The 25,986-nt window shown below is 38.5% G+C and carries 17 protein-coding genes; 1 reads left to right on the top strand and 16 read right to left on the bottom strand.

From position 1 onward, the window contains the following. Positions 1-20: 20 nt before the first annotated feature. The 7 genes from B154_RS0124185 to B154_RS0124215 form a co-directional block, all read right to left on the bottom strand. Positions 21-623 (bottom strand): 3-keto-disaccharide hydrolase, encoded by a 603-nt coding sequence (locus B154_RS0124185; protein ID WP_018616941.1) that lies wholly within the window; start codon positions 621-623, stop codon positions 21-23. Positions 624-1,215: 592 nt separating this feature from the next. Continuing rightward, a complete protein-coding gene (locus tag B154_RS0124190) occupies positions 1,216-2,634 on the bottom strand; it encodes a Gfo/Idh/MocA family protein (RefSeq protein ID WP_026260404.1) in 1,419 nt (472 codons plus the stop codon). 278 nt (positions 2,635-2,912) lie between these two features. Further along, a complete protein-coding gene (locus tag B154_RS0124195) occupies positions 2,913-3,821 on the bottom strand; it encodes a phytanoyl-CoA dioxygenase family protein (protein ID WP_018616943.1) in 909 nt (302 codons plus the stop codon). 169 nt (positions 3,822-3,990) lie between these two features. Further along, a complete protein-coding gene (locus tag B154_RS0124200) occupies positions 3,991-4,911 on the bottom strand; it encodes a sugar phosphate isomerase/epimerase family protein (RefSeq protein ID WP_018616944.1) in 921 nt (306 codons plus the stop codon). Positions 4,912-4,969: 58 nt separating this feature from the next. After that, positions 4,970-6,235 carry a Gfo/Idh/MocA family protein gene (locus B154_RS0124205; protein WP_018616945.1) on the bottom strand — a complete coding sequence of 422 codons (1,266 nt, stop codon included), beginning with the start codon at positions 6,233-6,235 and terminating at the stop codon, positions 4,970-4,972. 26 nt (positions 6,236-6,261) lie between these two features. After that, positions 6,262-7,791, bottom strand: a complete 1,530-nt coding sequence (locus tag B154_RS0124210; RefSeq protein ID WP_018616946.1) for a RagB/SusD family nutrient uptake outer membrane protein — start codon at positions 7,789-7,791, stop codon at positions 6,262-6,264. Between the two features lie 10 nt (positions 7,792-7,801). Further along, entirely contained in the window at positions 7,802-10,924 is a 3,123-nt protein-coding gene (locus B154_RS0124215) for a SusC/RagA family TonB-linked outer membrane protein (RefSeq protein ID WP_169337700.1), read from the bottom strand. 457 nt (positions 10,925-11,381) lie between these two features. Here B154_RS0124215 and B154_RS29670 point away from each other — a divergent pair, with 457 nt between their 5' ends. Beyond that, on the top strand, positions 11,382-12,245 hold the full coding sequence (locus B154_RS29670) for an AraC family transcriptional regulator (RefSeq protein WP_018616948.1): 864 nt from the start codon (positions 11,382-11,384) through the stop codon (positions 12,243-12,245). A 217-nt stretch (positions 12,246-12,462) separates the two neighbouring features. On the opposite strand, the gene B154_RS0124230 is transcribed toward B154_RS29670, so the two are convergent. The 9 genes from B154_RS0124230 to B154_RS0124275 all read right to left on the bottom strand — a co-directional run bounded on the left by B154_RS0124230 (position 12,463) and on the right by B154_RS0124275 (position 25,945). After that, the gene (locus B154_RS0124230) at positions 12,463-13,515 is read right to left on the bottom strand and encodes a Gfo/Idh/MocA family protein (protein ID WP_018616950.1); all 1,053 of its coding nucleotides are present in this window, start codon (positions 13,513-13,515) and stop codon (positions 12,463-12,465) included. Positions 13,516-13,639: 124 nt separating this feature from the next. Continuing rightward, the gene (locus B154_RS0124235; protein WP_026260405.1) at positions 13,640-15,910 is read right to left on the bottom strand and encodes a DUF7133 domain-containing protein; all 2,271 of its coding nucleotides are present in this window, start codon (positions 15,908-15,910) and stop codon (positions 13,640-13,642) included. A gap of 209 nt (positions 15,911-16,119) precedes the next feature. Beyond that, positions 16,120-16,887 carry a glucosamine-6-phosphate deaminase gene (locus tag B154_RS0124240; RefSeq protein WP_018616952.1) on the bottom strand — a complete coding sequence of 256 codons (768 nt, stop codon included), beginning with the start codon at positions 16,885-16,887 and terminating at the stop codon, positions 16,120-16,122. Between the two features lie 50 nt (positions 16,888-16,937). After that, the gene (locus B154_RS0124245; protein WP_018616953.1) at positions 16,938-18,050 is read right to left on the bottom strand and encodes a Gfo/Idh/MocA family protein; all 1,113 of its coding nucleotides are present in this window, start codon (positions 18,048-18,050) and stop codon (positions 16,938-16,940) included. Between the two features lie 119 nt (positions 18,051-18,169). Continuing rightward, positions 18,170-19,636: a sodium:solute symporter family protein gene (locus B154_RS0124250; RefSeq protein ID WP_018616954.1), complete on the bottom strand. Its 1,467-nt coding sequence runs from the start codon at positions 19,634-19,636 to the stop codon at positions 18,170-18,172. Between the two features lie 341 nt (positions 19,637-19,977). Then, positions 19,978-21,801 carry a neutral/alkaline non-lysosomal ceramidase N-terminal domain-containing protein gene (locus B154_RS0124260; RefSeq protein WP_018616956.1) on the bottom strand — a complete coding sequence of 608 codons (1,824 nt, stop codon included), beginning with the start codon at positions 21,799-21,801 and terminating at the stop codon, positions 19,978-19,980. A gap of 117 nt (positions 21,802-21,918) precedes the next feature. Beyond that, on the bottom strand, positions 21,919-23,298 hold the full coding sequence (locus tag B154_RS0124265) for a neutral/alkaline non-lysosomal ceramidase N-terminal domain-containing protein (protein WP_018616957.1): 1,380 nt from the start codon (positions 23,296-23,298) through the stop codon (positions 21,919-21,921). Between the two features lie 104 nt (positions 23,299-23,402). Next, complete coding sequence (locus B154_RS31060) at positions 23,403-23,771, bottom strand: high-potential iron-sulfur protein (protein ID WP_018616958.1); 369 nt, start codon at positions 23,769-23,771, stop codon at positions 23,403-23,405. A gap of 23 nt (positions 23,772-23,794) precedes the next feature. Then, positions 23,795-25,945, bottom strand: a complete 2,151-nt coding sequence (locus B154_RS0124275) for a PVC-type heme-binding CxxCH protein (RefSeq protein WP_018616959.1) — start codon at positions 25,943-25,945, stop codon at positions 23,795-23,797. Between the last annotated feature and the right edge of the window lie 41 nt (positions 25,946-25,986).

Below are 25,986 nucleotides of genomic sequence, written 5' to 3' on the forward strand. Positions count from 1 at the left end.
ATATGAATTATATTAAAAAATTACTTTAATTCTTTAATCCGGATATTTTTAGATCGTATTTTAATGCCGCCCCCTGAATGGATCTGCAAAGCAATAACCCCTTCTCCTTTTCCGATCAGCTCATCTTTCAGATGTACCATTTTTTTTCCATTAAGCCAGCTTGTTACCTCGTCATTTTTTACCTCGATTTTCATATGGTTCCAGTCTCCGAATTTCAATACCTTTTCGTCCTCCGGCTTAGGTTGTATCAGCCACTCTCTTCCATATGATTCGTATATACCCCCGGTATGCTGGCCAGGAGGAGCTATCTCTACCTGCCAGCCGCTGATCTTTGTTCCTTCGACTGCCGAGCGGATGAAAACACCACTATTTCCATTAGCGTCCTGTTTAAAATCAAGAGATAAAATAAAATTTTTGTAAGGCTTTTCTGTCGTGAGGTATCCATATCCTTTATCGGGACCACTCTCTGCAACAATTTCTCCATTTTGCACGTACCATTTTTCAGTACCGTTTATCTTCCATCCTGAAAGATCCACGTTGTTAAAGAGTGGTGTACTGCGCTGCGAGTATGAGAGATTAGCTAAAACAAAAAAACAACTTAAAAAAAATAACTGCTTGCTCATATTTCTAATAATTACGTGCTCAAAACTAACTCCCTGCTTTTTATCAATCTAATACTTTTGTTTAGATTCATAATACTATTTTTCTCAAAAAAGCTAAACTTCAATTCATATTATATTTGTTTACTTTCCAACGTTTCCAAAACCACTAACTTGCCTTCAATGTATGATAAACAGTTCCCTTAGCGTAAGCTTTAATAACTTAAAAGTTCTTACTATTTCAATACATTCAATAATAAAGAGGTTAGTTCAAAAGTATTCTGGCTATAGTGTTACGTCATTTTTTTTGGCGTACCTTAAGGTAATTTGTCTCCAAGCATTTAGTCTCACTCACCTTCTATTTCAGGCTAGGAAAGTATTCAAAATCTATTTTTTAGCCCTCAATTTTTAATGCTGGTTTTACCAATTGCGTGTGAAAGCAAAAGTTTTTAATATCCACCAACAATTGATAGCTGAGAACAAAATTGCATCAAGGCTGACAATTGTAATTCTTCTAAATCTCGATATTTCACGTTCTTATTTTTATCAACTTTCAAATCCTCTTGCCGATAAGCCTTTTCATTACAAAGACCTCATCACCAAAAAGAACCACCAATCATATTTTAACCGTTGTTGTTCCACCCCGTTCGAGCAATATATCAACCGGCATATTTTGCTTCCATGCTCCTTTTGTAAAATCGGGTATATCAACAGACGTCGAGCGATTAGCTACAGATTTTTCGCTCAAAGGTGCAATAGCACTCCATAGGGCGGCATCATACACATCCTGATCAAGAGGTAAACCATTACGAAGGCAATCAATCAGCCGCCAATCCATAAGAAAATCCATTCCTCCATGGCCACCTACCTGTTTCGCCATTTCCCCTACCTTTTTCACAATTGCAGGTTGGTATTTTTCCTCCATCGATTTCATTTCCTCCTCAGAAAGCCATTTCTCGTGTCCCATAGCTATTTTACCAGGTAAGGGATATTTTAACGCAGACCCCTTAGTTCCGCTGATCTTGTGTATCCTTGAGTAAACATTGGGAGATGTTACATCATGTTGAATCATGATGGTTCTGCCTTTATTGGTACGTATAACAGTAGTATTCATATTACCCCTATACGGTTTATTTACATATGCCTTGTAAAAATCATCTTTGGCAGCAAGCTCTTTTGCTTTTTCTCCCATCATAAAATCGTTGCCCGACATTGACACCAGATAATCAAGTTTATCACCCCTGTTAATATTCATCACCTGACAAACGGGACCAAGACCATGCGTTGGATAGAGATTTCCATTTCTTCCAATATTTTCTTTAAGGCGCCACATATCCCAATATGCGTTTTTATCAAAGTTTTCATCAAGAAGGTAATGAATATATGCTCCCTCAGCGTGAACTATATCTCCAAAAAAACCTTGTCTGGCCATGTTAAGAGTCATTAGCTCAAAGAAATCATAGCAGCAGTTTTCAAGCATCATACAGTGTTTTTTTGTACGCTCAGATGTTTTAACTAACTGCCAGCATTCATCCATTGTTTTTGCTGCAGGAACTTCAATTGCTACATGCTTTCCTTGCTCCATTGCGTATACAGCCATAGGAACGTGCAGAGCCCAGGGTGTAGCAATATATATAAGGTCAACATCTTTACGATCGCACAGCTTTTTCCATGCATCTTTGTTGCCAGAGTAGAGAGTGGGTTTATGCGCTGAATTGTCAACCTGCTTCTGAGCTTTAAGCACATGGTCTTCGCGAAGGTCACACAATCCCACAATTGATACCCCGCCTAGTTTTGTCATATTATTTAAATGACTTGGCCCTCGTTGACCGAGACCGATAAATCCTACCCTTACCGTATCTATTTTAGGAGCAGCATACCCACACATGTTGAACTGCTGATCACCAAATTTCTCATATTCCGACAGAACCGGGTATTTTTCCGTTTCGTTAGCAAAACCATTCATAATACCACTCGCGACGCCAAGACCGGCAAGACCTGTCAACTTTAAAAAATCTCTTCGATTATCTTTCATATGTATAGTTATTTTTAACTTTAAGAATAATGTGTCTGTTTTTGACTTACCTTTTTTAGCCGCTTCAATATAAACCCAACATTTATCAGACAAGATAACCACTTTTAGCGCTTTTGGATAAATCTTATTATTAATTGCCTTATCAACTTCAATTCTTTAAATTAAGCATCAACAGGATGTTTTGAAATAAATAATTTCAGGAAAAGTAAGTTGTCCCTTCTTAATCATCCTTACTATTTCTATTCCTTTCAAGATTTTTGATGCTGATTCAAAAACTTTTAAATTTTCGCATGTTCTGAAAAGGGTTGAAAAAGTAAAGGAAAGAACTGTCCTTCCATTTTTTCTCCTTTGTCCACCACTGGCACTCCTTGCAGAAGTTCATTATTTGTATCAGACAAAGTACCATCAGCAAATACATTCAAAACAAAAGCGCGGCGGGAGCGATTTGATTTGTTTTCATATGACCCATGTACCATAAGAGGGTGATGAAAGGTTGCATATCCTTTTTTCAACTCTATAGGTACAGGTTTAAATTTCGCCTTTTGCTCTTCGGTCAAATAATCCAACAAACCTTCCATATTACCGGCCAGTTCAGGCTTATCTAGCAACCCCCATTGGTGGCTTTTAGGTACATAGTACAGGCAGCCATTCTCGGTGCTGGCGTCATCCAATGCTGTCCAGCAGGTAAGGTGTTGCATTGGGGTGGTGCGTGTCCAATAAGAGTAATCCTGGTGCCATGCTACTACACCTCCATGATGTGCCGGTTTGCAGAAAAGCTGGTCGTGCCAAAAACGAACGCCCTTATCTCCCAATAATTGGCTTGCCGCCATCACAAATGCAGGATTCCATAACACATCGTGAAAACCTTCTGTAACCCGCCATGCTCCCAAGGCATGAAAGAGGGTGGTATTGGTATCAGCAGATTCATTGGAATGAAATTCATAGAATAGGTGATTGCCAGCGTGTTCGGGGTCTGTAATGGCAGCAAGTTCATCGTTCAGTTTATCTACCTGCCATTCTTCCAGCATTTTGATATTAGACAAATATCCGTTTTCATGAAAAAAATTTACCTGCTCATCGGTGAGCTTATATTGTTCCCATTCTTGGGGGCTAGAGGGTTGCTTAAAGAAATTGGAGATCGGCTTATGATATCCGGATAAATCTTTAGCTTTTTCCGTTGTTAACATAGTATAATGTTTTATTAATTATTAAACTGATTGTGGAGGCATCATTTGTTGAAGTTGAGTACTAAAAATACTTTGAAAAATATTTACCTGGCTACTTTCTTCCCGCACCTCTCCCACTAGTTATAAAGAGCTTTATGGCTATCAATTCCACTATTGCAAAGGAGTTAAATCATGCAGAAATTAGCTTTTCCAAGTACCTTTTTGTGTTTACAATGTAGTCTTTATTGTCTCCGGAAAGTTCACATTCAATTGTAATATTTCCTTTAAAATTCATCTTTTTCAAAAAGGAAATGATGGCCGGGAAATTAACTTCTCCTTTTGGTATAAGCACTTCCTTTCCCAGTTCATTGGGATTCGTAGGATATAATCCATCTTTTGCATGAAAAGATCTTACATACTTGCCTAGCACTTTCAGTCCATCTAGTGGATTTGCTTTTCCATATAGTACAAGATTAGCCGTATCATAATTTACAAACAGGTTACCGGTACCGATGTCTTCCAAAGCTCGAAGAAGGGTGACAGGTGTTTCCTGCCCTGTTTCAAAGTACACATCTATGCCTTTTTTTAAAGCATACTCGCATATAGGCTTCATAATACCTATAAACTCAGTATAAAGTGCATCTTTAGGGTTTTCCGGAATAAAACCAAAATGGGCATGAACAGCAGGAATACCAGCGGCTTTACAAAAATCAATTCCCTGTTTTAACCTTTCTATACGAGGTACCCTTGTTTCTCGCGGAATAAGACCAATGGTTGAAGGGCCATCCACTAAGTCCCAGGTGTAAGTACCAGGCCCCATGCAAATCAATGTAGTGGCTGAAAGCTTATAATTTTCAAGCGTAGCTGTTAAACGTTTTGCTAATTCAGGGGAATAATCCTTAATATTTAACTGGCAAGTTGGGAAGCCTAAGTCTCTTACCACCTTCAATTCTTCTTCCGGGTTATTGGCTCCTGATATCACACCAAGCGAAATATTTTTCAAAGCCTGCTCATCTCTTTTTTCTGCGGTATTTGCGAGACCTTTTAATATTGGTAAACCTGAAGCTAATGCTGTAGAAAGAAGAAAGCTCCTGCGGTTTGTCGCTGTCATTTTTTATTTATAATTTTTGCTTATGTGACTAAAATAATTTTTGTTTACATCTAATGAGCTATTTTTTATCGAATTGCGATAGACTCAACTTCGGATCTATTTTTTGATTTGATGAACGCATTTCATCCCATGTAATCTTTTTATGTGTCTGAGCAGCATTTCTTCCTAAAATTGCCGTAAGTGTTGATTCAGATCCTTGTTGAGTTTCATTTAAGTGATTTCCTGTTTCAATACTTTTGATAAAAGATTTCACTTTGTTGTCATCTGCATCATGTAGTGATGACAAAAAAGCGCCTGTAGCAACTTGTTCAGGGGTAGCTTCACCTTTTACTACACCCGAATCCCATTTATTTTCACCGGTTATATATACTCCCCTGTTATAATGAGCCTCGGCAATTCCTTTTGTTCCTATAAACCGGGCACAAACATCGCCAAAAGCAGGTCCTACCTGTGTCGAATGAATGCTCATATTTACGTCATTAGGATATTTATACAACGCCTGGTAGTTGGTCCATGCATTGCCAAACTCAAGTGAGCCTTTTATTCCCCCTGTACCCATTGCTTCAACAGGATGAGCTTTAAGGGCCCAGTTTGAAATATCCAGCATATGAATTCCCTGGTCAACTAATATTCCTCCGGATAATTCGTAAAAATGGAAGTGATTTCTAATACGGGCTTCATCGTTTGGTACCCCTTTATAAGGCTTAAGAGGAACTGCAGATGAGAAATAGTATAAATCGGCACTTATTATATCTCCTATATCCCCATTGTGGATTCTGTTGATCATTTCGACATAAGGGGTAGCATACCTAATTTCAAATCCAATTGCCACACTTAATTTTCCATTTAAACTTTTACCCAACTGTTCAACTTGCCTGCATCCATCGACGTCCATTGCAACCGGCTTTTCACAATAAACATGCTTTCCGGCTGCAAGAGCTGCTTTCATAAATTCGGGATGAGTATAGCAGGGTGACGATATTAATACCGCATCTACGTCTTTATTCTCCAGTAATTTCAGGTAAGCTTTTGAACCCTGGTACATGTTAGATGTTTGTATTTCGGGAAGTCCTTTGGCTTTATTCAGATCATTATATTTAACCAGGCCGCTTTGCAACTGGTAATCAAAAAGATCCGCCATTGCAATAATGTTGATGTTAGTATTTTTCGACATTGTTGAAATAACAGACGTTCCCCGGCCTCCACACCCGATAATACCCATTCGAATTGCAGAATTAGCTTTTGTTCCAAAAACAATTCGTGGTTTTAAAATTGTTGCCGCCGATATTACACTTGCATTTTTTACAAACATTCTTCTTTTCATGTTGTTATTATTTACCATTTTAAAAATTACCACCCTGGATTCTGTTCTAAATTTGGATTTGCCGCACGTTCATTGTCGGGAATAGGTAATAAGTTATCCTTCTCCTTATATCCTCCCGGAAACTTTGTCTCTATCAAACTTGCATCTGCGGCATGTACCTCAACAGGATAAATAGCAGGGCCAATATTCCAGCGCTTGATATCAGCCCAGTTAATTCCTTCTCCAAAAAATTCTATCCTACGCTCGTGCCTGAGTTTTTCACGCGCTACAACCTGAGATAACCCTGTAGGGAGAAGAGTAATTCTGACATCTTTTCGCTCGGTTCTAATTCTGTTTATAAGTGAAATAGCTTCATCAATATTTTGATTTGTTTCAATGAGCGCTTCTGCCTTAGCTAATAAAACATCAGCATAACGCAAAACAATAAAATTGAGCGGAGACATGCGTGCAGTTGTGATAGGCACATTTTCTCCTACATTTTTCCGTAAGCCAAAACCGACCCTTTGACCTGTATGATTTTTAATTTCAGTAGGATACACTTTTCCTTCGAATAGTGCACCTGGACGCAAAATTGTAAAATCCAGACGAGGATCACGTCCCTGGTAAGGATTGCTTGGATCAACAGCAGATCCATCAACCATTTCATAAGCATCAACAATATGTTGAGTGGGGGCAGGATCACTTGCTCCCGATGAACTGTTTTGAGGCAATGCAAGCCACGCAAAAAAGTTTCCCTGTTGTAACTGACCACCAATGTATTGTATATCAAACATCACCTCCTGGCTATTTTCATTTTCAAGTTGAAAAAGACCATTATAACTTGGAAAAAGTGAATACTTATTTAAAGCCTCTATTTCGTTGATCACATTTAAAACTTCTGCATACTTGTTTTGATATAGATATGCTCTCATTTTTAAACCTAACGCTGCTCCTTTTGTAGCTCTGCCTACCTCGGGAGCATCCACTTGAAGACTTGCAATTGCAGTGTCATAATCTGCAATAGCCTGATTCCACGTTTCCTCCCGTGTAGATCGTGTAACTTTTCTGGCTTCATCTACCCCAATAACTGAGTTAATAATAGGAACTCCACCGTATGTTTCCGCCAGAAGAGCGTATGCAATTCCACGTAAAAAATGAACTTCTCCTGAAAAAGTTGCTTTTGCGTCATTACTGAGGCTACTCACCTTTCCATAATTAGCGAGAAAATAATTTGACCGGCTGATAATTTGATAACAACTCGTCCATCGGTCAATTATTAATCCATCGTCTCCCGGAGTAATAGAACCGTTTCCAATCTGTTTTTCCTTACCATTCCAATGCGCCCATTGATACGCGTCCGGGGTGCACGCATCGAGGGTGGGGCCGGAACCATAAACACCCCGCTGTCTTAAGATACTATATATACCATTTAAAGCCAGGTTTACATCATTTTCAGTTTCCCAAAAGGTAGCTGTAGTTATCCGGTCTTCAGGAAGAACATTCAAATATTCCTTACTGCAACCAAAGGATGTTAGCAGTGATAAAGCAATTAAACTGTATATTAGATTTTTTTTCATTTTGATAATATTATAAATTGAGATTAACTCCGAAAGAAAATATTTTCGGAATTGGATAAAAATTTTCTCCTGAATCGAAAGTATTTCTTTCGGGGTCAAAACCTTCGTAACCCTTATTTACTAGAGAGCCCACATTCTGCGCGTTTAAATAGATATAAAGTTTGGGTACTCCTATTTTTTTAATAACACTGGTAGGAAGATTATATCCTAACTGTATGTTTTTTAATTTAACAAATGAAATATCAGAAACCCAAAAAGAAGAAGCCTGACCGTTCCAGGTGTCATTAATTTTTATACTGGGAATATCAGCTTGCGTATTTGTCGTCGTCCAGGCATTTTTCCATCTTTTTGTTACTGTTCCTCCAGAGATACCAAACGGCTGAGTCCAGGCATTTTGTGTGTAAACACTAGCACCGGCTATACCCTGTAATAGAATAGCCAGATCAAATCCCTTGTAAGATAAATTTGTATTGAAACCAAAAGTGAATTTCGGTATAGTATTTCCTAAACTTGATTTATCTTCAAATCCTATTTTTCCATCCTTATTTACGTCCTCAAATTTAATATCGCCTGCGTGTGGTATGTAGCCATTTGCAAACAAATGGTCCTTCGCCTCCTTGTCAGACTGATAAATTCCTACTGCCTTTAATCCATATAATTCCCTGTAAGAATATCCCTCACGAATCAGATACAATTGATCAGGAGAGTTTTTTCTAAACTTTGTTACCTCATTCACAATATAAGTCAGGTTACCTCCCACGTTAAACCCAAACTTATTCCTGTCCTTGACAGTATTTGAGTAATTAATGGAGAATTCCATACCGTTATTGGTCATCTCACCAACATTTTCAAGCGGAGCCTCCATTCCTCCTAAAACCAGGGGAATTGGTAACTGTACAATAATCCCCTTCGTTGTTTTTCTAAAATAGTCAGCTTCTACTGATAATTTATCATTTAAAACTCCGAATTCGACACCTATATCGGAAGTTACTGCCGTTTCCCAGCTAATTCGGTCTTCGACCAAACTGGTTACTGCAGCTCCCGGGGCAAATGTTCCTCCGTAATTATAGCTTAAAGCATTGGTTTGATTAACGACAGTTAAGTAGGGCCAGTATTGATTGATATTCTGGTTTCCTAACTTTCCCCATGAAGCACGGAGTTTCATATTCGAGAAGACATTCAAATCCTTAATAAACCTCTCTTCACCAAGTCTCCAGCCAGCGGAAAAAGCAGGAAAATATCCCCATCGGTAACCTTGCTTAAAACGGGATGATCCATCTGCACGAAAATTTACTTCGAATAAATATTTATTAGACAGAGTATAGTTAGCACGGCCAAAATAAGAGATGCCACGCAAGGCGTTCATATTACCAGCTGCCACAATACCTGAGGTCCCGGCATCTACCTGCGTCAATCCTTCTTTTGGAGGATCTGTCTTTTGTGAAAGAGAATTTTTGATTATTGAGTTTTCCACCTGCATACCTGCAACTGCGGATACGTCATGTACATGTCCCAGCTTTTTATTGAAATTGAGCGTGGAATATAAAACGTTATAAGTACTTTGAACATTAGTTCTTATTGCCTGTAGCTGAGTTTGGTAATCAAGATTTTTACCTTCGACACCGGCATCAGTAAATCCTGATATTAATTGATTATATCTATCCCCTAAATTGTTATTGTACTGAGTAGAAAAACTGGTTTTCAAAGTCAAAAAATCTGCAAACCTAACGTCTGCAAATGCATTCATTTTTAAAAAATTATTCTCCGCCTGCCTTTTTCCATTTGCCGTCTCAATTAACGGATTTCTGTTTCCAACAATAATATCCCCATTACTATTAATGGCCTGCACTGAACCATAACGACCATCGCGGGTATATGGTGCTGTAAACGGATAAGCTCCATTAGCAAAAATGTATAATATGCGACCAAAATCAAAAGGCTCTTCTGAAAACTTTTTTATGCCATTTATCCGGCCTCCAATAGTGAGCCAGTCTTTGACTTTAGAATCCACGTTAACCGTTAAGCCATATCGTTGTGAACTTGTGTTCTGCATAATACCATCCTGGTTCAAATAGTTAAACGACATGAAGTACCTCGTTTTTTCCGAACCACCTCTTAAAGATAGATTGTGACCAGTAATGGGAGCGGTCTTGAATACTTCTTTAAAAAAGTTTGTATTGGGATATTTATATGGATCGTTATTGTTCTTAAAATTATTTATCACATCGTCGGGGAACAATTTACTTCCTCCCTGGTTTACAAGCGCCTGGTTCCATAAATTCATGTATTCAACACTGTTGTCAATAATGTCATATCTTCTTCCAAGTGATTGCACCCCTACATAACTTGATAGGTTTACTTGCGTTGCCCCATTGAATCTTCCTGATTTAAGGGTTATCAGTACAACACCATTTGCTGCCTTTGATCCATAGATGGCAGAACTTGCCGCATCTTTTAAAACTGTTATGTTTTGAATATCATTAGGGTTTATTTCATTCATTGAACCTTCAACACCATCGATAAGTACTAATGGATTTGCGTTATTAAGGGTACCCCAACCTCTTACCATTATTTGAGCAGCATCACTTCCCGGAGAGCCGGAGTTCTGGCTGACCCAGATACCGGGAACTGCACCACCAAGAGCCTGAGATGCATTTGTAATCGGACGGTTTTCTAAAGCTCCCTCGAATTTAACGGTTGATACTGCACCGGTCAGGTTAACTTTTTTCTGCGTTCCATAACCGACTACAACCACTTCATCTAATCCGGCAGCTACCTTTTCTAAAGTAATACTGATTTCAGTTTTCTTGCCGACATTCACTGTTTTCTTTTGAAATCCTACAATAGAAACGTCGAGAACTATATTTTCTGCATTGGAAACATTTAATGCAAATCGCCCGTCATTATCGGTGATAGTTCCTTTTTTAGTGCCAGCTATTAATACAGACACTCCTTGCAGTGGCTCACCTTTCTCATTGGTTACTTTTCCGCCTATTGCGGCTGGAGGTAATGCCTTAGCACTTGCATTAACACAAATAGCGCATAAAAGAATAATTGTAAAATTGACAAGCGAAAGTGCTTTTAATAAATCCCTTCGCGACCGCCAGGTTAAGTAAATTTTAGATAATCTCATAGACATGTTTTTTGGTTTAAACAATAGATAAATTGACTCTACATTAGTTTGACATTGATTCCCAAAAGGCAGGAAGTGTTTCCGCTGTTCTTTTTTTCTTTTATATTAGACCTAATTGTTCTTTTTGTTATTTAATACTGCTAGTCATAAGGACAAAATTGGGGGGTACAATTATTTTTTCCCTGCGTTCAAGCGACACTGATTGGTGGCTGGGAGTTTCTAATTGTAGTAAGGCTAGTATTCAGTGGAATTTTTGCATAAAAAGAGCTTACTAATTCTTTTTATCCGAGATTGAACACATCATTTTGCTAACTAATAACGAAGTGATGGTCTTTCATTGAAGCAAAAATATTCGCAAAACAAATTGATTTAAACCTCTAATTTGCAAATACTTCTACTCTATTGAAATAATAATATCGTTAATTTAAATTTTTGTTCAAAAAGAAGAATTTAGTAAATGAAAGTTCATTTCGAAAAGCTTATTGCTCTGCCCGGAGAGCCTCTTCTTGTCAGTGAGGTAAAAGCGAAAAAATTTTCTGCTCCACTTCACTTTCATCCTGAACTTGAGCTTACATTGATTTTAGAAAGCTCAGGAAAAAGATTTATCGGAGATAGTATTGAAAATTTTGAAGCTGGAGATTTGGTTTTGGTGGGAGAAAACCTCCCCCATTTTTGGAGCAATGGGAATAACATTTCTAATAACAGCTATTCTCATGCTATTGTTGTACAATTTGAAAGATATTTTCTTGGTGAAAATTTTTTCGAAACAATAGGAGCAGCTCATATAAACAATTTACTAAGCAACAGTAACAGGGGAATTTGTATAAAGAACCCGACGAGGGAATTGGTAAAGGAAAAATTAATAAGAATACTGTCGCTGAAAACGTTTGAAAAAACCTTGCTTTTACTTGCAATACTTGACATCATTGCAAACTCTAGAGACTGTTATTACCTTTCCAGTAGCGACTTTAAACAGTATTCTAACAAAGAAGATTGCACAAGAATGAATAAGATTTATAATTATGTTTACAATAACATCAGTGATCCTTTAGATATAGCAGAAATAGCGGCCCTATTGCACATGAGCGCAAGCGCTTTTTGCCATTATTTTAAAAAGAGAACTCAAAAAACATTTACACAATTTGTAAATGAAATCAGAATTGGCAAAGCCAAACAATTACTGGTAGAAACTGACAAGTCTGTAGCTGAAATCGGTTACAAGTGCGGCTACAACAGTTTGTCTAATTTCAACAAACAGTTTTGTTCCTTAACAAAATCATCCCCAAAAAGTTTTAGGAAAAATTACACGGTTACATACTGAAAAAAGATGCCCAAAAAAAATGCACTTAAATGTTTGATAATGTTCTTATTAAACGTTGTCTACAACAGTCAAGCAAAGAAAAAAAGAACGGAAAATGACTATAAAAAAAAGGATAGGTAATAATCTTAAAATCATATGTTTCTTATTGTCAGGGAAATATTAGCATGAATAAAGGATTTTGCATACTAATACCGGTATTTAAACCTTCGCCCAAAACTTAAATAAAATCTTTCAGCTTTTTTTCAGCTTGTTTTGCCGCATTCGTCCAAATACCTTGCATGTTCGCAACGGCTCCGTTTGTTCGCTTACTTTCGTCTGCAGCTTCCATAAAAGCGTATATTTCCACGGTATCTTCCGGTCTTACCGGAGCTCTGCCTGTTTTAAAAAACTCAACAATTTGAACTAGTAAAGCATCATAATCTTTAAAGGGTCCGAGGCAGATATTCCCTTTGGCTCCGTAGACGGTGCCGCCATAATCGTGGGTGCCAGTACGAGTTCCCCTGAATGTACCCACTCTACCGTCATTCCAGGTTCCCGCAACTATGTCTGTGTCATTAGTACTTACACGCCTCACTTCTTTACAACCTGGCCCCATTACTGAAAATAATATTTCAATACCATGAATGCCATACCAGAAAAAATCAGGGTGAGTCTTTTCGATCGTAGCCGGACTAAAGGTATCAGCTCCTAATACAGTTCCAACTTTTCCTTTGACCACGTCCTGCACGCTTTCCATATATCTAAGAGAGGAAGAAGAAAATATCGGAACATTGTGTTGTTTTGCTGCATCATAAATTGAAATCACATCGGTCAAAGATGCGGCTACAGGTTTATCAATAAACATAGGCTTACCGGCTTTTATCACCTTCATGGCCTGTTCCAAATGAGGGCGTCCATCATTCGTTTCCAATAGAACAAAATCTACTTTTTTCAGCAATTCTTCCACAGAGCCTACAATCTCTACACCCAGCTTTTTTACTTCTTCAATGTATCCCGGAATTCTCTTAACAGACGATTCTATATCGTTGCTGCCTTTAGGATATGCTGCCACTACTTTATAGCCCTTAAATTCGGGTGCTGCTTCCGTACCGTTTAAGGATTTTGTAAAAGCAACACTGTGAGACGTGTCAAGCCCAATAATTCCAACTCTTCCTTCATTTCGAGCATTATTTTTTGCATACAGTTTAGGAAAGCTTTCTAAAAGAGCAGCTCCAATTCCTGCAGCAGTTGCAGTGCGGATAAATTGACGACGAGGTAAGTTTTTTTTCATATTTTTTCAAATTAGATAAACCATTGTTTACAATAAAATTTCAACGATTAAAATCAATAAAATTATCAAGGTGGATATCCTTCAAGAAAACTCTAAAACCTTTGACATTACTGGGTAGAATTGCTTAATTTTTTAAATCGGCCATTTCAAGCAAATCCTTTTCCTTCAAAATACCTGATTTATTATTTCTAAGATTTTTTATTTCTTCTGCTTTAACGGGTTTGCGGCCAAAGGAAAGCTTGGGGCTGGCAGCAACAAATGAATTGTGTAAATAATCAATAATACCTGCTATTTCTTCATCTGTGAAATTGTTTCCGAAGTTAGGCATGGCACCGTTGAACTTATAAAGTTGCCCATTTACATGAAGGGGACCTTCTAAACCATTCAAAATAATCATTCCTAATCTATCTGTACTTCCAGCCACAAATTCAGAGCCATTCAGCGGCGGAGCAACATACTTAATGCCCTCTCCATCTGCGCCATGGCAACCGGCACAGGTGTTACGAAAAATCACAAGGCCTTTTTGAAGTCCCGGCATGGGGATTTTTTTCTGTACGAAAATTGAATTCTTCTTCCCCTCCTGCTTATTCTTAATGGCTTCATTCAACAACTTATTTATTACTTCATCTGATCCTTTATTGTCTTTTGACTTAAGAGTTAGTGCTTGAAAATCCTCTTCGAGTCCCTTTAAACTACTTATGACCGCTTCCTGAAAAACAGCATTCGCTGGATAAGTGTTAGATAATTTTACAAGTATTGGTAAAAACATGTCGCGTGAAGTATCAGCCCAGGGACCTAAAGAAATCGCCAGATAAAGGTTGACAGTGGTATCATTCCCCGACATTAAATGAGTGGCCAATTCCTGCATTGGCTTCACATGATTACTCGTATTATACTTTTGCAACAGCACCAGGGCATGCGCCGAAAGCATTGAGGAACCATTAGCCGCTATTTTTTTAAGAAATTCAAAAGACAGTGCGTTTAGTCCCTCCAATGTATGCAAAGCATGTATCGCAGGAACTGCATCTTTACTATCTTGTACCAATTTTTCTAATTCAGGAATTACTACTCTCTGTTGCTTATAAATCAATAATTGTTGTGCCCTGTCTCTAACCCAGCCATTATTGCTTTTTAACATTGAAACCAAATCAGTAGCTGATGCATTAATCAGATCTGGAATTTTTCCAAGCTCTTTATCTTTATTTTTTATTCTTAATATTCGTCCGGCACTTAAAAGGGTATCGAGTTTTTTGTGGGCTATCCCATTACGATAATATGGCGTTGCAGATACCCTGTGTTGCATAGTACCGCGATGCATGTCTACTACATACATGGCGCCATCTGGTGCATTCCGTAAATTTACAGGACGAAAGCCTTCATCTGTTGAAGCAATAAATTCCCGGTCATTCCAGGCTTGAGTGGCTGTCGTTTTAAGGCTTTCAAAAGTAAGTATATCACGTTTGATTAGATTTCCTTCCGGATCACAAACAAAAGCGTTTTGACTGTAATTATTGGGAAATTGGTCTCCGGAATAAATTAAAGGTCCACAGGCTGCAGTAAAGTTAACAAGCACACTGTCTTTATTAAGTATTCCTTCTACATAACCGCGATTTACCGTTGTAGGATGTAAAGGGTACACCCTTTGGTTCTCTGTCAATAATTTATTGATTGCTTCTTTTGGTTTGTAATATGGATTACTTATAACGGTATTTGGCAAAACATAATCACCCGCGATTTGTATCTCGTTGTAATTGTAATAAAGCCGGCCGAAATTATCTTTTGTGATACCATATTGCCCCCGAAAGGAAGTAGGCTCCTTCATCCACTTCCCATCTTTAAGCTGATAACGGGATGTTGAATATGCACTATATATCCAATTATCAATACCCATAAGCAGGCCGTTAGCTTGATTTTCCGGATTTGAATATTCGTCCGTATATATCGAATCAACAAGGGTCCTTTTACCCGGTTTGTCATTATTTATTTCGACAAACCACAAGTTGGGAGGTGCTGCGTACAACACGCCGCCATAAGCAAGTGCTATCGCCCGGGGGAGCACTAAACTATCCAAAAACACCTTAGCATGCTCGGCTCTTCCATCTTTATCTAACCGATCAAGAATACTAATCCTCCCGTTTGGCTGATCTTCCCCTGTTCCAGCAAGATTAGGCATAAATCCTCTCATTTCAACTACCCACATTCTACCCTTATTGTCGAAATCCATAGCTACAGGAGCTTCAATCAGTGGTTCAGAAGCGGCTAACTGTATTTCAAAACCATCTGCAATTTTGTATTTATCAAAAGAAATAGCAGGGCTTTTATTAGCCCCGCTTTGGCAACTGGTAATTAATACAATTACTAAAAAAAATAATACAAACGAATTTTTAGTATTCAAAACAATGTTTTTAAGATGATAAAAAAATACATAATTCCAATCTTTTGCTTTATTCAATTTAAACTGCTTTTATAACACTCTTTAAAATATTACAGGTATATCTATTTGGTTGCCGCCTTTTCCAATACCTGAGCAATCTGAAAAGTCGTTTGAGCGCATAAAAATCGACATTGTTCGTGACCTGATGCAGTTGAATAAATTTTTAATCTCTATAAATTTTTGGCACTATCTTGATCCAAATAAAGTGTAGCATTACTATGTTTTCGAAGTACTGTTGAGGGATAATGCGCCTTCACCTCACTATTCAGGGTATGATAAACTGCATCTGCCTTTTTATTTCCAGGTACTATACAATAAATACTTTCTGCGCTAAATAATGCAGGAACAGTCAGTGTGATTGCAGAAGTTGGTACATCTTCAATTGTTGCAAAACACCCATCATGTACCTGTTGCTCACGCGAAACCGTGTCGAGGGTAACCTCTTTTACTACAAGCGGATCATTAAAATCGGCAGTATGAGGATCATTGAATGCAATGTGAGTATTCTCACCAATACCTATGCAGACAATGTCTGCAGGATATTGTTTTAATAAATTCGAATACCGCCGACATTCCATGCCAGTATCATCTGCACTTCCATTTATATAATGCACTTCATTAAAAGACACTTTACTAAATATTTTTTCTTTTAAAAATCGAGCGAATCTTTGTGGAGCATTTCTTTCTAAACCCACATATTCATCCATATGAAAAGCATTTACCCTACTCCAATCTACACCTTCCTCTTGTGCCAGAGAAGCTAGAAATTCATTTTGAGAAGGAGCAGCAGCAAAAATGATATTAACAAATCCCTGCTTCAATAATAATTCTTTTATTTTTTTGCATGCGTCTTTAGCCGCATCAGCCCCCATTTGTAACCTCGTTTCATAAATTCTAACTTTCAATTTATTTGCTGTTAATTCTTTTATCGGGCTCATTACCTGAAATTGTAATTTAATATATTTGATAAAAACTGATTTATTTTGAACTATTTAAATGTTGGCAGTCTAACCATCTTTCCGGTACGGGCGCTTTCATAAATGGCCAGTACAATTTCAACTGATTTACGACCCTCAATTCCATCTACTAAAGGCTTGTCTCCTGTTTTAAGAGAATGCAGCATATCTTCTATTTGTCTTTGATGGCCTGTAAAGCTGATGTCTGCAGGATTGGAAACACCGCCATGTGAAATACTTGCTCCTAACATTGAATTCATTATCATTTCATCTTCGCTGGTCTTTTTTTCAAATTGCCATTTTGTTAAACCACTTTCCTCCAGGATGGCTGTTCCTGCGGTGCCCATTATTTCAATACGTTTTAACGCGCCTGGAAAAACAGCTGTAGAACATTCAATTGTCCCTAATGCTCCATTAGTGAATTTTAAAGTAGACACTACTGTATCTTCAACTTCAATTTCTTTGTGTCGGATATTGGCAGTAACAGATTGAACCGATTCAACAGAGCCCATATACCATTGTAATAAGTCAACCGAATGAATACCCTGGTTCATCAGCGCACCGCCACCATCGAATTCCCATGTACCCCGCCATGCAGACGATTTATAATATTCGGGACTTCTGTGCCACTTTACATAAGCATCGCCTAATACCAAATCGCCGAATCTTTTTTCATCTATAGATTTTTTTATCTGTTTACTCGCTTCATAAAAACGGGAAGGGAAAATAACGCCAATTTTTACGCCTGCTTTATAAGCGGCATCAATTATTCTATCGCATTTCTCAAGAGTCACCTCTAATGGTTTTTCAATAAGACAATGCTTTCCGGCTTCAATACATTTAATTGCCGGCTCAAGATGTATACCTGATGGAGTACAAATACAAACGATATCTATTTCAGAAACATTCAGCATTTCATCCAAAGTATTATAAGCAGTGCAATTATTTTTATCTGCAAACGCATTCGATTTGCTTTTATTAATACTATACACCCCAATCAACCTTGCATTGTCTATTGCACTGATAGCCATAGCATGAATGTTTGAAATTACCCCGGCTCCTATTATCCCAAAACCAAACTGCTTTTCTTTCATAGTTAAAATTTCTTTTGTTTCACGATCATTTCTCAAAAACAATCTTTCCATTCTTAATTACTGTGTCAACTTGTATCTCCTTGCTATTTAATTGAAATATTACCTTATCATTTTTATTATTAAAGGTTCATCAATTTAAATAACATTTCAGCTTGCATAAGGATTTGCTTTTATGCTCGCTGTTTAAGAGCAACAATGAGATTTTTTACTTTAACAGGTACTGTTTCTGCAGTCAACCCTAATCCTATAAAAACAATTGCTGACACAATTGTAGGCAAACCCACTTCCAGCGCCAGGCTACTTACATGCATGTCTTTTGTTATGACGAAAGTGATCACCCCCCCAATAATCGAAGAGATAGCTGCTTTTGGACCACAGGACTTAAACACGGGAAGCAAACCTAATAATAACGGCAGGGCTGTAGGGCCCAATAAAGCCGCAAACCAGTTAACAATAAGTCCCAGTACTCCACCAAAGCGTTCGTAATTTAGCGCTATAGCAAGTGTTGCAAGCGTAAAGATAAAAGTTGTGATACGGGCAGTGCGAAGTGAATGTTTATCATTGCGAAATTTGTCTGAAACAACAGGGAGTATATCCCTGGTGATGACGGCAGCGATGGTATTGACATCTGAAGAGGTCATGCCCATCGTAGCGGCAAATAAGGACGCGATCACCAGTCCTATCATTCCCTGAGGCAATATTTTTACCATTAACCATCCATAAGATTCACTAGGGTTTTCCAAATTTGGCAAAATAATGGGAGCAGCCCACATCGGAAAAAATAATATTAAAGGCCAGACTAAGTACAATATCCCGGAAAGCTGCGCTGCTTTTGATGCTTCTTTTTCATTTGGTGATGAAATATATCTTGTCGCCAGGCTCCAGATGCCTCCATTATAACTTAGGAAGTAAACAAAAAACATGACGCCTACAAAACCTGCTGTATAAGGATCATTAAATAAATCACTATGACCAGGAGGCAGACGGCTCCACATTCTTGTAACAGATCCTACTCCACCAAGCTGCTTGACAACCAGCACAAACATAACAATACCACCAAGTATCTGAACAATAAATTGAATTAAGTCAGTTATAATTACACCCCACAATCCTCCGAACGTCACGTAAATTAAAGTAACAACACCTGAAACAAGGATACCAGGTGTCATTGGAACGCCGGCAACTACATTTAGTAAAATACCAATAGCGGCCCATTTGGCTCCCACATCAAAAATTTTCAGTAATACACCTGACCAAGCTATGATCTGTTGTGTTAATACATTATATCTTACATGTAAGTATTCAAGCGGAGATTGTATAAGCAGTTCCTTTCGTAAACGAACCCAATAAACAGGAAATATTTTTGCAGTAGTGATTACGACAATAGCAACAGGGAAAGCCCACCACATATACATAGTAAAGCCATGAGTATAGGCAACTGCAGCATATGCAACAAATACAGCTCCACTATGTCCTGAAACATGATGAGAAATACCTGCTAACCACCAAGGTAGTTTTCCTCCCGCAACAAAATAGTCTTCAGAGTTCTTACTTTTAAAATAAGAAATTACACCTATTATAATCATGCTTGAAAAGAAAAGAATAATAACAACTAAATCTAGTGTATTGAAAGTCATTTATTTGTTTTAATGATTTGTAAATTCAAAATGTTCGATTAATAATGTCAAGAAAAATAATAAAAGTGTATGTGTATACTAATCCTTAACCCAAGCCCATTTCATTCAGTTAACAAATAAGACAGAAGAAAAAAGTTTGCGAACGGTTCATTTCCTTTGATGACCATACTTCGTTGCTGGCCGTATGTCCCTTCAAGACGTCCATTATACCAGCCACCCATTACCCACATTTTGTTTTTAAAAACAACCGACATCGCCAGGTCGCTATGAATCCGCGGTGCGGATAAAGTGTTCCTGGTTGTAATTATTCATAGAGTAGTTTCCAACACACATTATTAAAATCATTTTACAGGCACAAGTACTATCCGGCGCAAATCGAGCATTGCACCTTTTGCCGAATCTGAATTTGATCTAAATACCATTTTATGAGGACCTGCCGGTAATTGAATTGTACCTATTTTCTCTTTTTTGTACGTAAACCATGACCCTGTTTTGCCTATCTTGCCTTTTAGTTTTTTGTCGCCTCCTTCAAAAACAAATGACTTACCTGCTTCAGCATCAGATACTGCCCAGTCGAGATAAACATTATATTTACCTTTTTTTCCTACTTCCACATCCCATTCCGTTTTATCGTCAGTGGTAAACCAGCCAAATGCTTTCCATTCCGGCATGTACTTGATATTAGATCCGATTGCCTCTGCCATCGCAGCGTCAAGGTAAAGCGTTCCATCAGTTCCGGCTTTTACAAGTTTTCGATCATTAACAGTGTCTCTCTCTTCTTTGAAAGATGCAGGCATGAGATCATGAACGGATTTCACAATAATATCTTCAACTTCCAAAGCAAAAGGTGACGGTTTATCGTAATAATACATACTTGACTCAGCTTCGTAACCACCTTCCTGTATAACACGACGTGAAGCAATATAACACGGTACATCGTTAGAGTAACCATTAATCCAAAGATGCTCGGCACCTAATTCGTTTTTCAACCTCGTAGAATAATCTACTACAACTTCACCAGCTAAATTAACCATCGCCAACTTGTTGCCGAAGTTCCAGACCTGAACGGGATAATTTAATTCTGAAGGAATTGCCTGCCCCCTTTGAATGCGATCAAGTGCAAGACGAGCATAGTAACCTTTAACTGTTTTATCCTGTGTTAATTGAATTAGTTCAGGAACAGTAGGAACTTTAGAGAACGGTAACTTAATCCATTTCATGTTGCCGGCGGGGGGCTCTGAAAGTATCTGAAGCTGTGCCTTTAGTAATTTATCTACGTTATCAGCTATCTCTTTTCCATGCTGCTGTACATCTTCCATGTTACCTCGCGGTTGAGGATTGGCATCAGCACCACAACCAAGGGCAATCATAGCAATAACTCCAGGATGCCGCTCCTCTATAGCACGTTGAGCTTCTCCGATCCAATCCCCGTGAACTTCATTGACATCACCATCTAATGTGGTACCATGACATGCATAATTAACAAATACTGCTCTTAATGTTCCATCCGGATTTGTAATCCGCATAAAAGGCAAAGAAGGATCAACAGGACCATCTTTTGTGCGGCGATTTGCTGCAAATCCGGCTTGCCCTTGTCCCCATGCAACAAATGCCGGCTTCCTGCCTTTTAAAGCCGCAAAGGTTACTTCCTGCAGCTTCTGGCTAAGTTGCTCGGTATATTTTGCTATATGTACCAATTGTTCCAGGTTTAGCAATGAGTCGCTGAAGTTTTCGCCGCGGTATTGAAGAATATTTAAAAGGTTACCAACTTCGGGGCCACCATGAGTGTGTGAGGCACAAATAGCAATCTGAGCGGGCTCTATTCCGGCTTTTTTTGAAATTTGCTCAACTAATTCCTGCGTGATGCGTGCCGGGATCCCAACAAGATCTACAGTAATAAGAATAGATGGATGTTGTGCATCGCTACCAAAAGCAATTGCTTTAGCTGACAGCCGCTGAAGCACCCCGGTCGACTCCGACTTGGGTCTGGCGCCATAACCGGCAAGACGTATCGGACCCTCGGGAGTAATGTCAACCCGAGCTACCCCTATGTCCATCGTTTGAGCAGCATCCGCCTTTTGGCCCAATGAAATTTTACTAAAAAGCAAAACAGATATAAAAACAAGGCAATAACAGTAGGCGCGAAAGCTTTTTTGAAATTTCATTACCAATAATTTTAAGTTTGATTTTATGATTTTATCCTGAAAATGATTAACGGCGCCTGCTACCTCTCACCGTTAAGATGCAAAATCTAGTTCAACATTTTAGCACCTTTTTTTAATTTAGTTGATTTTTGCCTCTGCCTGGGACACCCCAACTTCTGCCGCTAACTTCTGAGCCTCATACAAAATATCCGTTTCAATGCTTGATGCCCATGTACTCGGCAACCCGTACACCATTTGTGATGATGCTCCTTCATAACCTCCTTCGCGCAATATTGCTGCTGTTGGAACGTAGGCCATAACATCATTTGAATAGCCAAAAACAAAAATATCTTCGCCAAAAACCCTTTTCAGTTGTATTGCATATTCAATCACTGTTTCTCCGCTTAAAACAAAAATAGATTGATCGCCAAGCTTCCAAACTTCTACCGGATAAGGATATGAGGTAATGAGAGAATCTCCTGCATTTAATTTTTTCAGCAATCGCGCAGCCCATCGTTTTTGATAATTTTCGCCGCTCATTTCAACTATTTTAGACAACTCTGCTTTTGACGTGGGCGAATTCAGGGGCAGTTTTATTTCTGCATATGCCGTTTTTAGCTGAGGAGCTAATGCCTTCATATCCTCGCTAAGCACCCTTGTTACAGCCGCTGCTAATTCCTGTCCATATTGTTGAGCTAATGCTACTGTCCGGCGAGGCAAAGGATTTTGATTGGCACCACAGCCCTGAGTAAACATTGCAGTAACACCTGGGTAGGCTTTTTCTAACTCTAACTGTGCAAATCCTGCATAATCGCCTGAAAATTTATAGCCACTTAAAACAGTATTATGACAGGCATAGCCAAAAGTAATAGCCAATAATTTTCCTGTTTTACTTACGACTTTAATTGCAGGAACTGAATAATCGTTAGGACCTTTTAATTCAGTTTGCCTGGACAAAGTTGCTTCATCATTGTTGCGCCTGTTTACCTGAAATCGTGTAACGCCGTTTCCGGAATAAAGATCAGCAAGTTGCAATGCATGTAATGCTTCACCTACCAGTCTTACCATTTTCTCTCCTAACTGATTGGTATATTCATCAATCTTTTGTTGCTGCTCCAGGTTAACAGGATAAATATCTAATAATGCATTTGTTAATACGGGACCAGAATGAGTGTGAGATGTATTGATAAGAATTTGTGACCTTGTTAAATGATATTTACTTTCCAGCTGATTTCTTACACAGTCGGAAAGAGCTTTCGGAATTCCTACTAAATCTGCTGTAATAAGTACCGCCTGCTTACCTTCTTCATCTTCAAGTGCGAGAGCCTTTACCCACAAATCTACCAATGTTCCTTCTGATGGATGAGTTCGATTAGCATAGCCCGCCATCCAAAGGGGTTGTTCAGGAGTGATTTTTACACGGCTAACGCCAGCTTTCCATCCTTTATAATTTTTGGGTTGCGCATAAACGATGGTAGTAAATAAAGCAAGGGTAAAAAAGGTTTGCAAATGTTTCATTTCAGGTACTTATACTGTCTTATTTCGTATTTAAAAAATGTATCAAAGTGATAACTATTACAACCTACACATGACACCATACTATAAAAATCTTATACAACTATTTAAGGTTGCTCTTTAGATGCCCACTGAATACAATGTCCGGCAGCCCGGACCGGACCCTTAAATAACATACATTCTCCACAAGATTGATTGTCAGTTTTTGGAACAAATAAAGCACAATTACCACAAGAACGATCGGGTAAAGGAGACCTGTCGACATAAGCAAACGTCTTACGCTTCTCCAATTCACTTTTACTTACATTGGAAAGATCGTCGCAAAAGTTAGTTGCTGATGTCTGTTTTTTATCTGCTGGATTCGATTTATTTGAATCGCAACTGCTAAAAATCAGTGCGCCGCCCGCCATAAAAATGCTACTGCTACCTATACACTTACTTATAAATTTTCTTCGTGAATATTCCTTGTTTCTCATCTAAAACGTTTCGTTTGGGCTAATTATAATAAAACTGCTTTTAAGTCCTGCACTGCTTTTGCAGTGTTAACATCTACCTCTGCTTCAATATTCTTCAGGCTTTCTTTTACTGATGCATCTGATCCTTTTGATACTTCAAGACCTGTAGTTAAGCCTTTTACAACAGTTGGCTGCCAACTTTTGGCTTTTGCAGATTGAGATATTGTTTCTAATAAAGCAATTATTTGTGCTTTTTGATTTCTTGCGCCTACAACCGTAGCAAAGTCGTTAAGAAACTGAAATTTCCAGGGGGCAGTCGAATTAAAAAATGAACTTTTTTGAGATAAATTTTTCAATAAGTCAACTGATGCCCCTGCTGAAGAACTTAAAACTGCTGTTCTAAACCATGCGCTTTGGCCGTGCTTTTCTAAAACATTTGCCAATACCGCAGTTACTGATTGCTCATTAAACTCACCAAGACTTAACGTTGCCTGGAAAGCTACTCGAATTGAAGAGTCAGTAGTCATTTCTTTAAGTTGGGGCAAACACTGAGGATAACGCTCAGACAACATTGCTGCATTTTCCCGCACCCCGGCAGATGGATCTTTCATTGCCTTTTTTACAATTTCAGCATCTAATGCATTCATCCCTTCCAAAACATAAATGGCATGAAGCCTGAAACGCGGATCTTCACTTTTATTAAATAAATCGCGAACAGCAGGAATTACAGTTTTATCCTGGCGCTCTAAAAGGAGCCTTTGCGCCTGCAAACGCCACCAACGGTTTTGATGAGAAAGTGATGCAACCAGATCGGATGATTTGGTACTTCTAAGATCGACAGAAACTTTTTTATATGCAGGAGCATTTTTAGGAACAATCCTGTAAATTCTTCCATATCTGTTTCCGGCATTAAAGTCCATACCCACTTGTAAATCTTCAGGAATAGACATAGGAGTTTCAATATGTTGTCTATACATATCAATCATATAAAAATCTCCGTTGGGGCCAACTGTAAAATTTACAGGACGAACCCACGTATCAGTAGAAGCTAAAAACTCTTTGTTTTTCTCTTGCTCGGGCCTGCGTGCTACGAAAAACGGCGCAGTGTCGCTATTTGAAAGAATGTCTCTGTGAACCAAACTGCCGGACCCATCGCCGGTAAAAACATTACTATAATATTCTTTTGGAAGTGCATCTCCATCGTATAAAGTTGCGCCCGTTGCTGCAGTAAAATGATCCTTTTCATATTCTACCCTGTCTAAATGATTTTCCTTGAACTGCTTATTTCTTCGGTTTGTACGTTCTGCCCGCCAGTACGGGGCAGGGGTTTTTTGAAACATTAAAGGATCGTGATCGGAAATATTTACAATTGCTTTTTTTGCAGAAGCGGGAAGGAAAGGATTGCGTTCAAGGTAACGCCGGGGAATAACAGCCTGCTGAATGTGAAGCGAATTTTGTGTAAAAAAACGATGCCCCCAATCGTCTAATGCTAATCCATATTGTCCTGTACCTGTTGTAAGTTCAAATTGATTTCTATCGAGACGGAACCTAAAGTCGGCCCCCTGCATTAAAAGCTTTCGTGCACCAGGCACTCTGTTAAAAGTTATTTCTCCTGCCTGGCCATTGTTATTTGCATAAATCCAATTATCAATACCAAAGCGAAGATTTGAAATTTGAGCCTCTTCATTTTTATTAAAGAACCCTGTAAAAAGCACTTCCTTGGAATCTGCACGTCCGTCGCCATCAGTATCTTTAAAATACAAAATATTAGGTGCAGCGGTTACTATCAATCCGCCTTGCCATGGCAATATGCTTGTTGCTTCTCTCAAACTATCTGCAAAAACGATTGAGGTGTCGGCTCGTCCGTCTCCATTTAAATCTTTTAACATCACAATCCGCCCTTTTCCTTTTACCGAATCTGGTTTATAGGCATCCAGCATTCCCACCACATAAGCATTTCCCTGCTCATCAAATTCCATTGCTACAGGATCAATGACATTAGGTTCTGTGGCAAAAATTTCCGCCTTAAGATCTTCCGCAAACTCAAAAGTTTTTACAGACTCTTCCGGCGAAAGCGGACCATCGTAATGCGATTTGGATTCACATCCAACGCTTAATATTGCAAATCCTATTAAAATTTTTGCGCTATTAATCAAAACCTTTTTTCTAAACAATTTTGTTTTTTCTTTGATCATATATACTGGTATCGGTTTTAATTACCGGATTATCAAGACGA

The sequence above is a fragment of the Segetibacter koreensis DSM 18137 genome, from assembly GCF_000374045.1.
Taxonomy (GTDB): Bacteria; Bacteroidota; Bacteroidia; order Chitinophagales; family Chitinophagaceae; genus Segetibacter; species Segetibacter koreensis.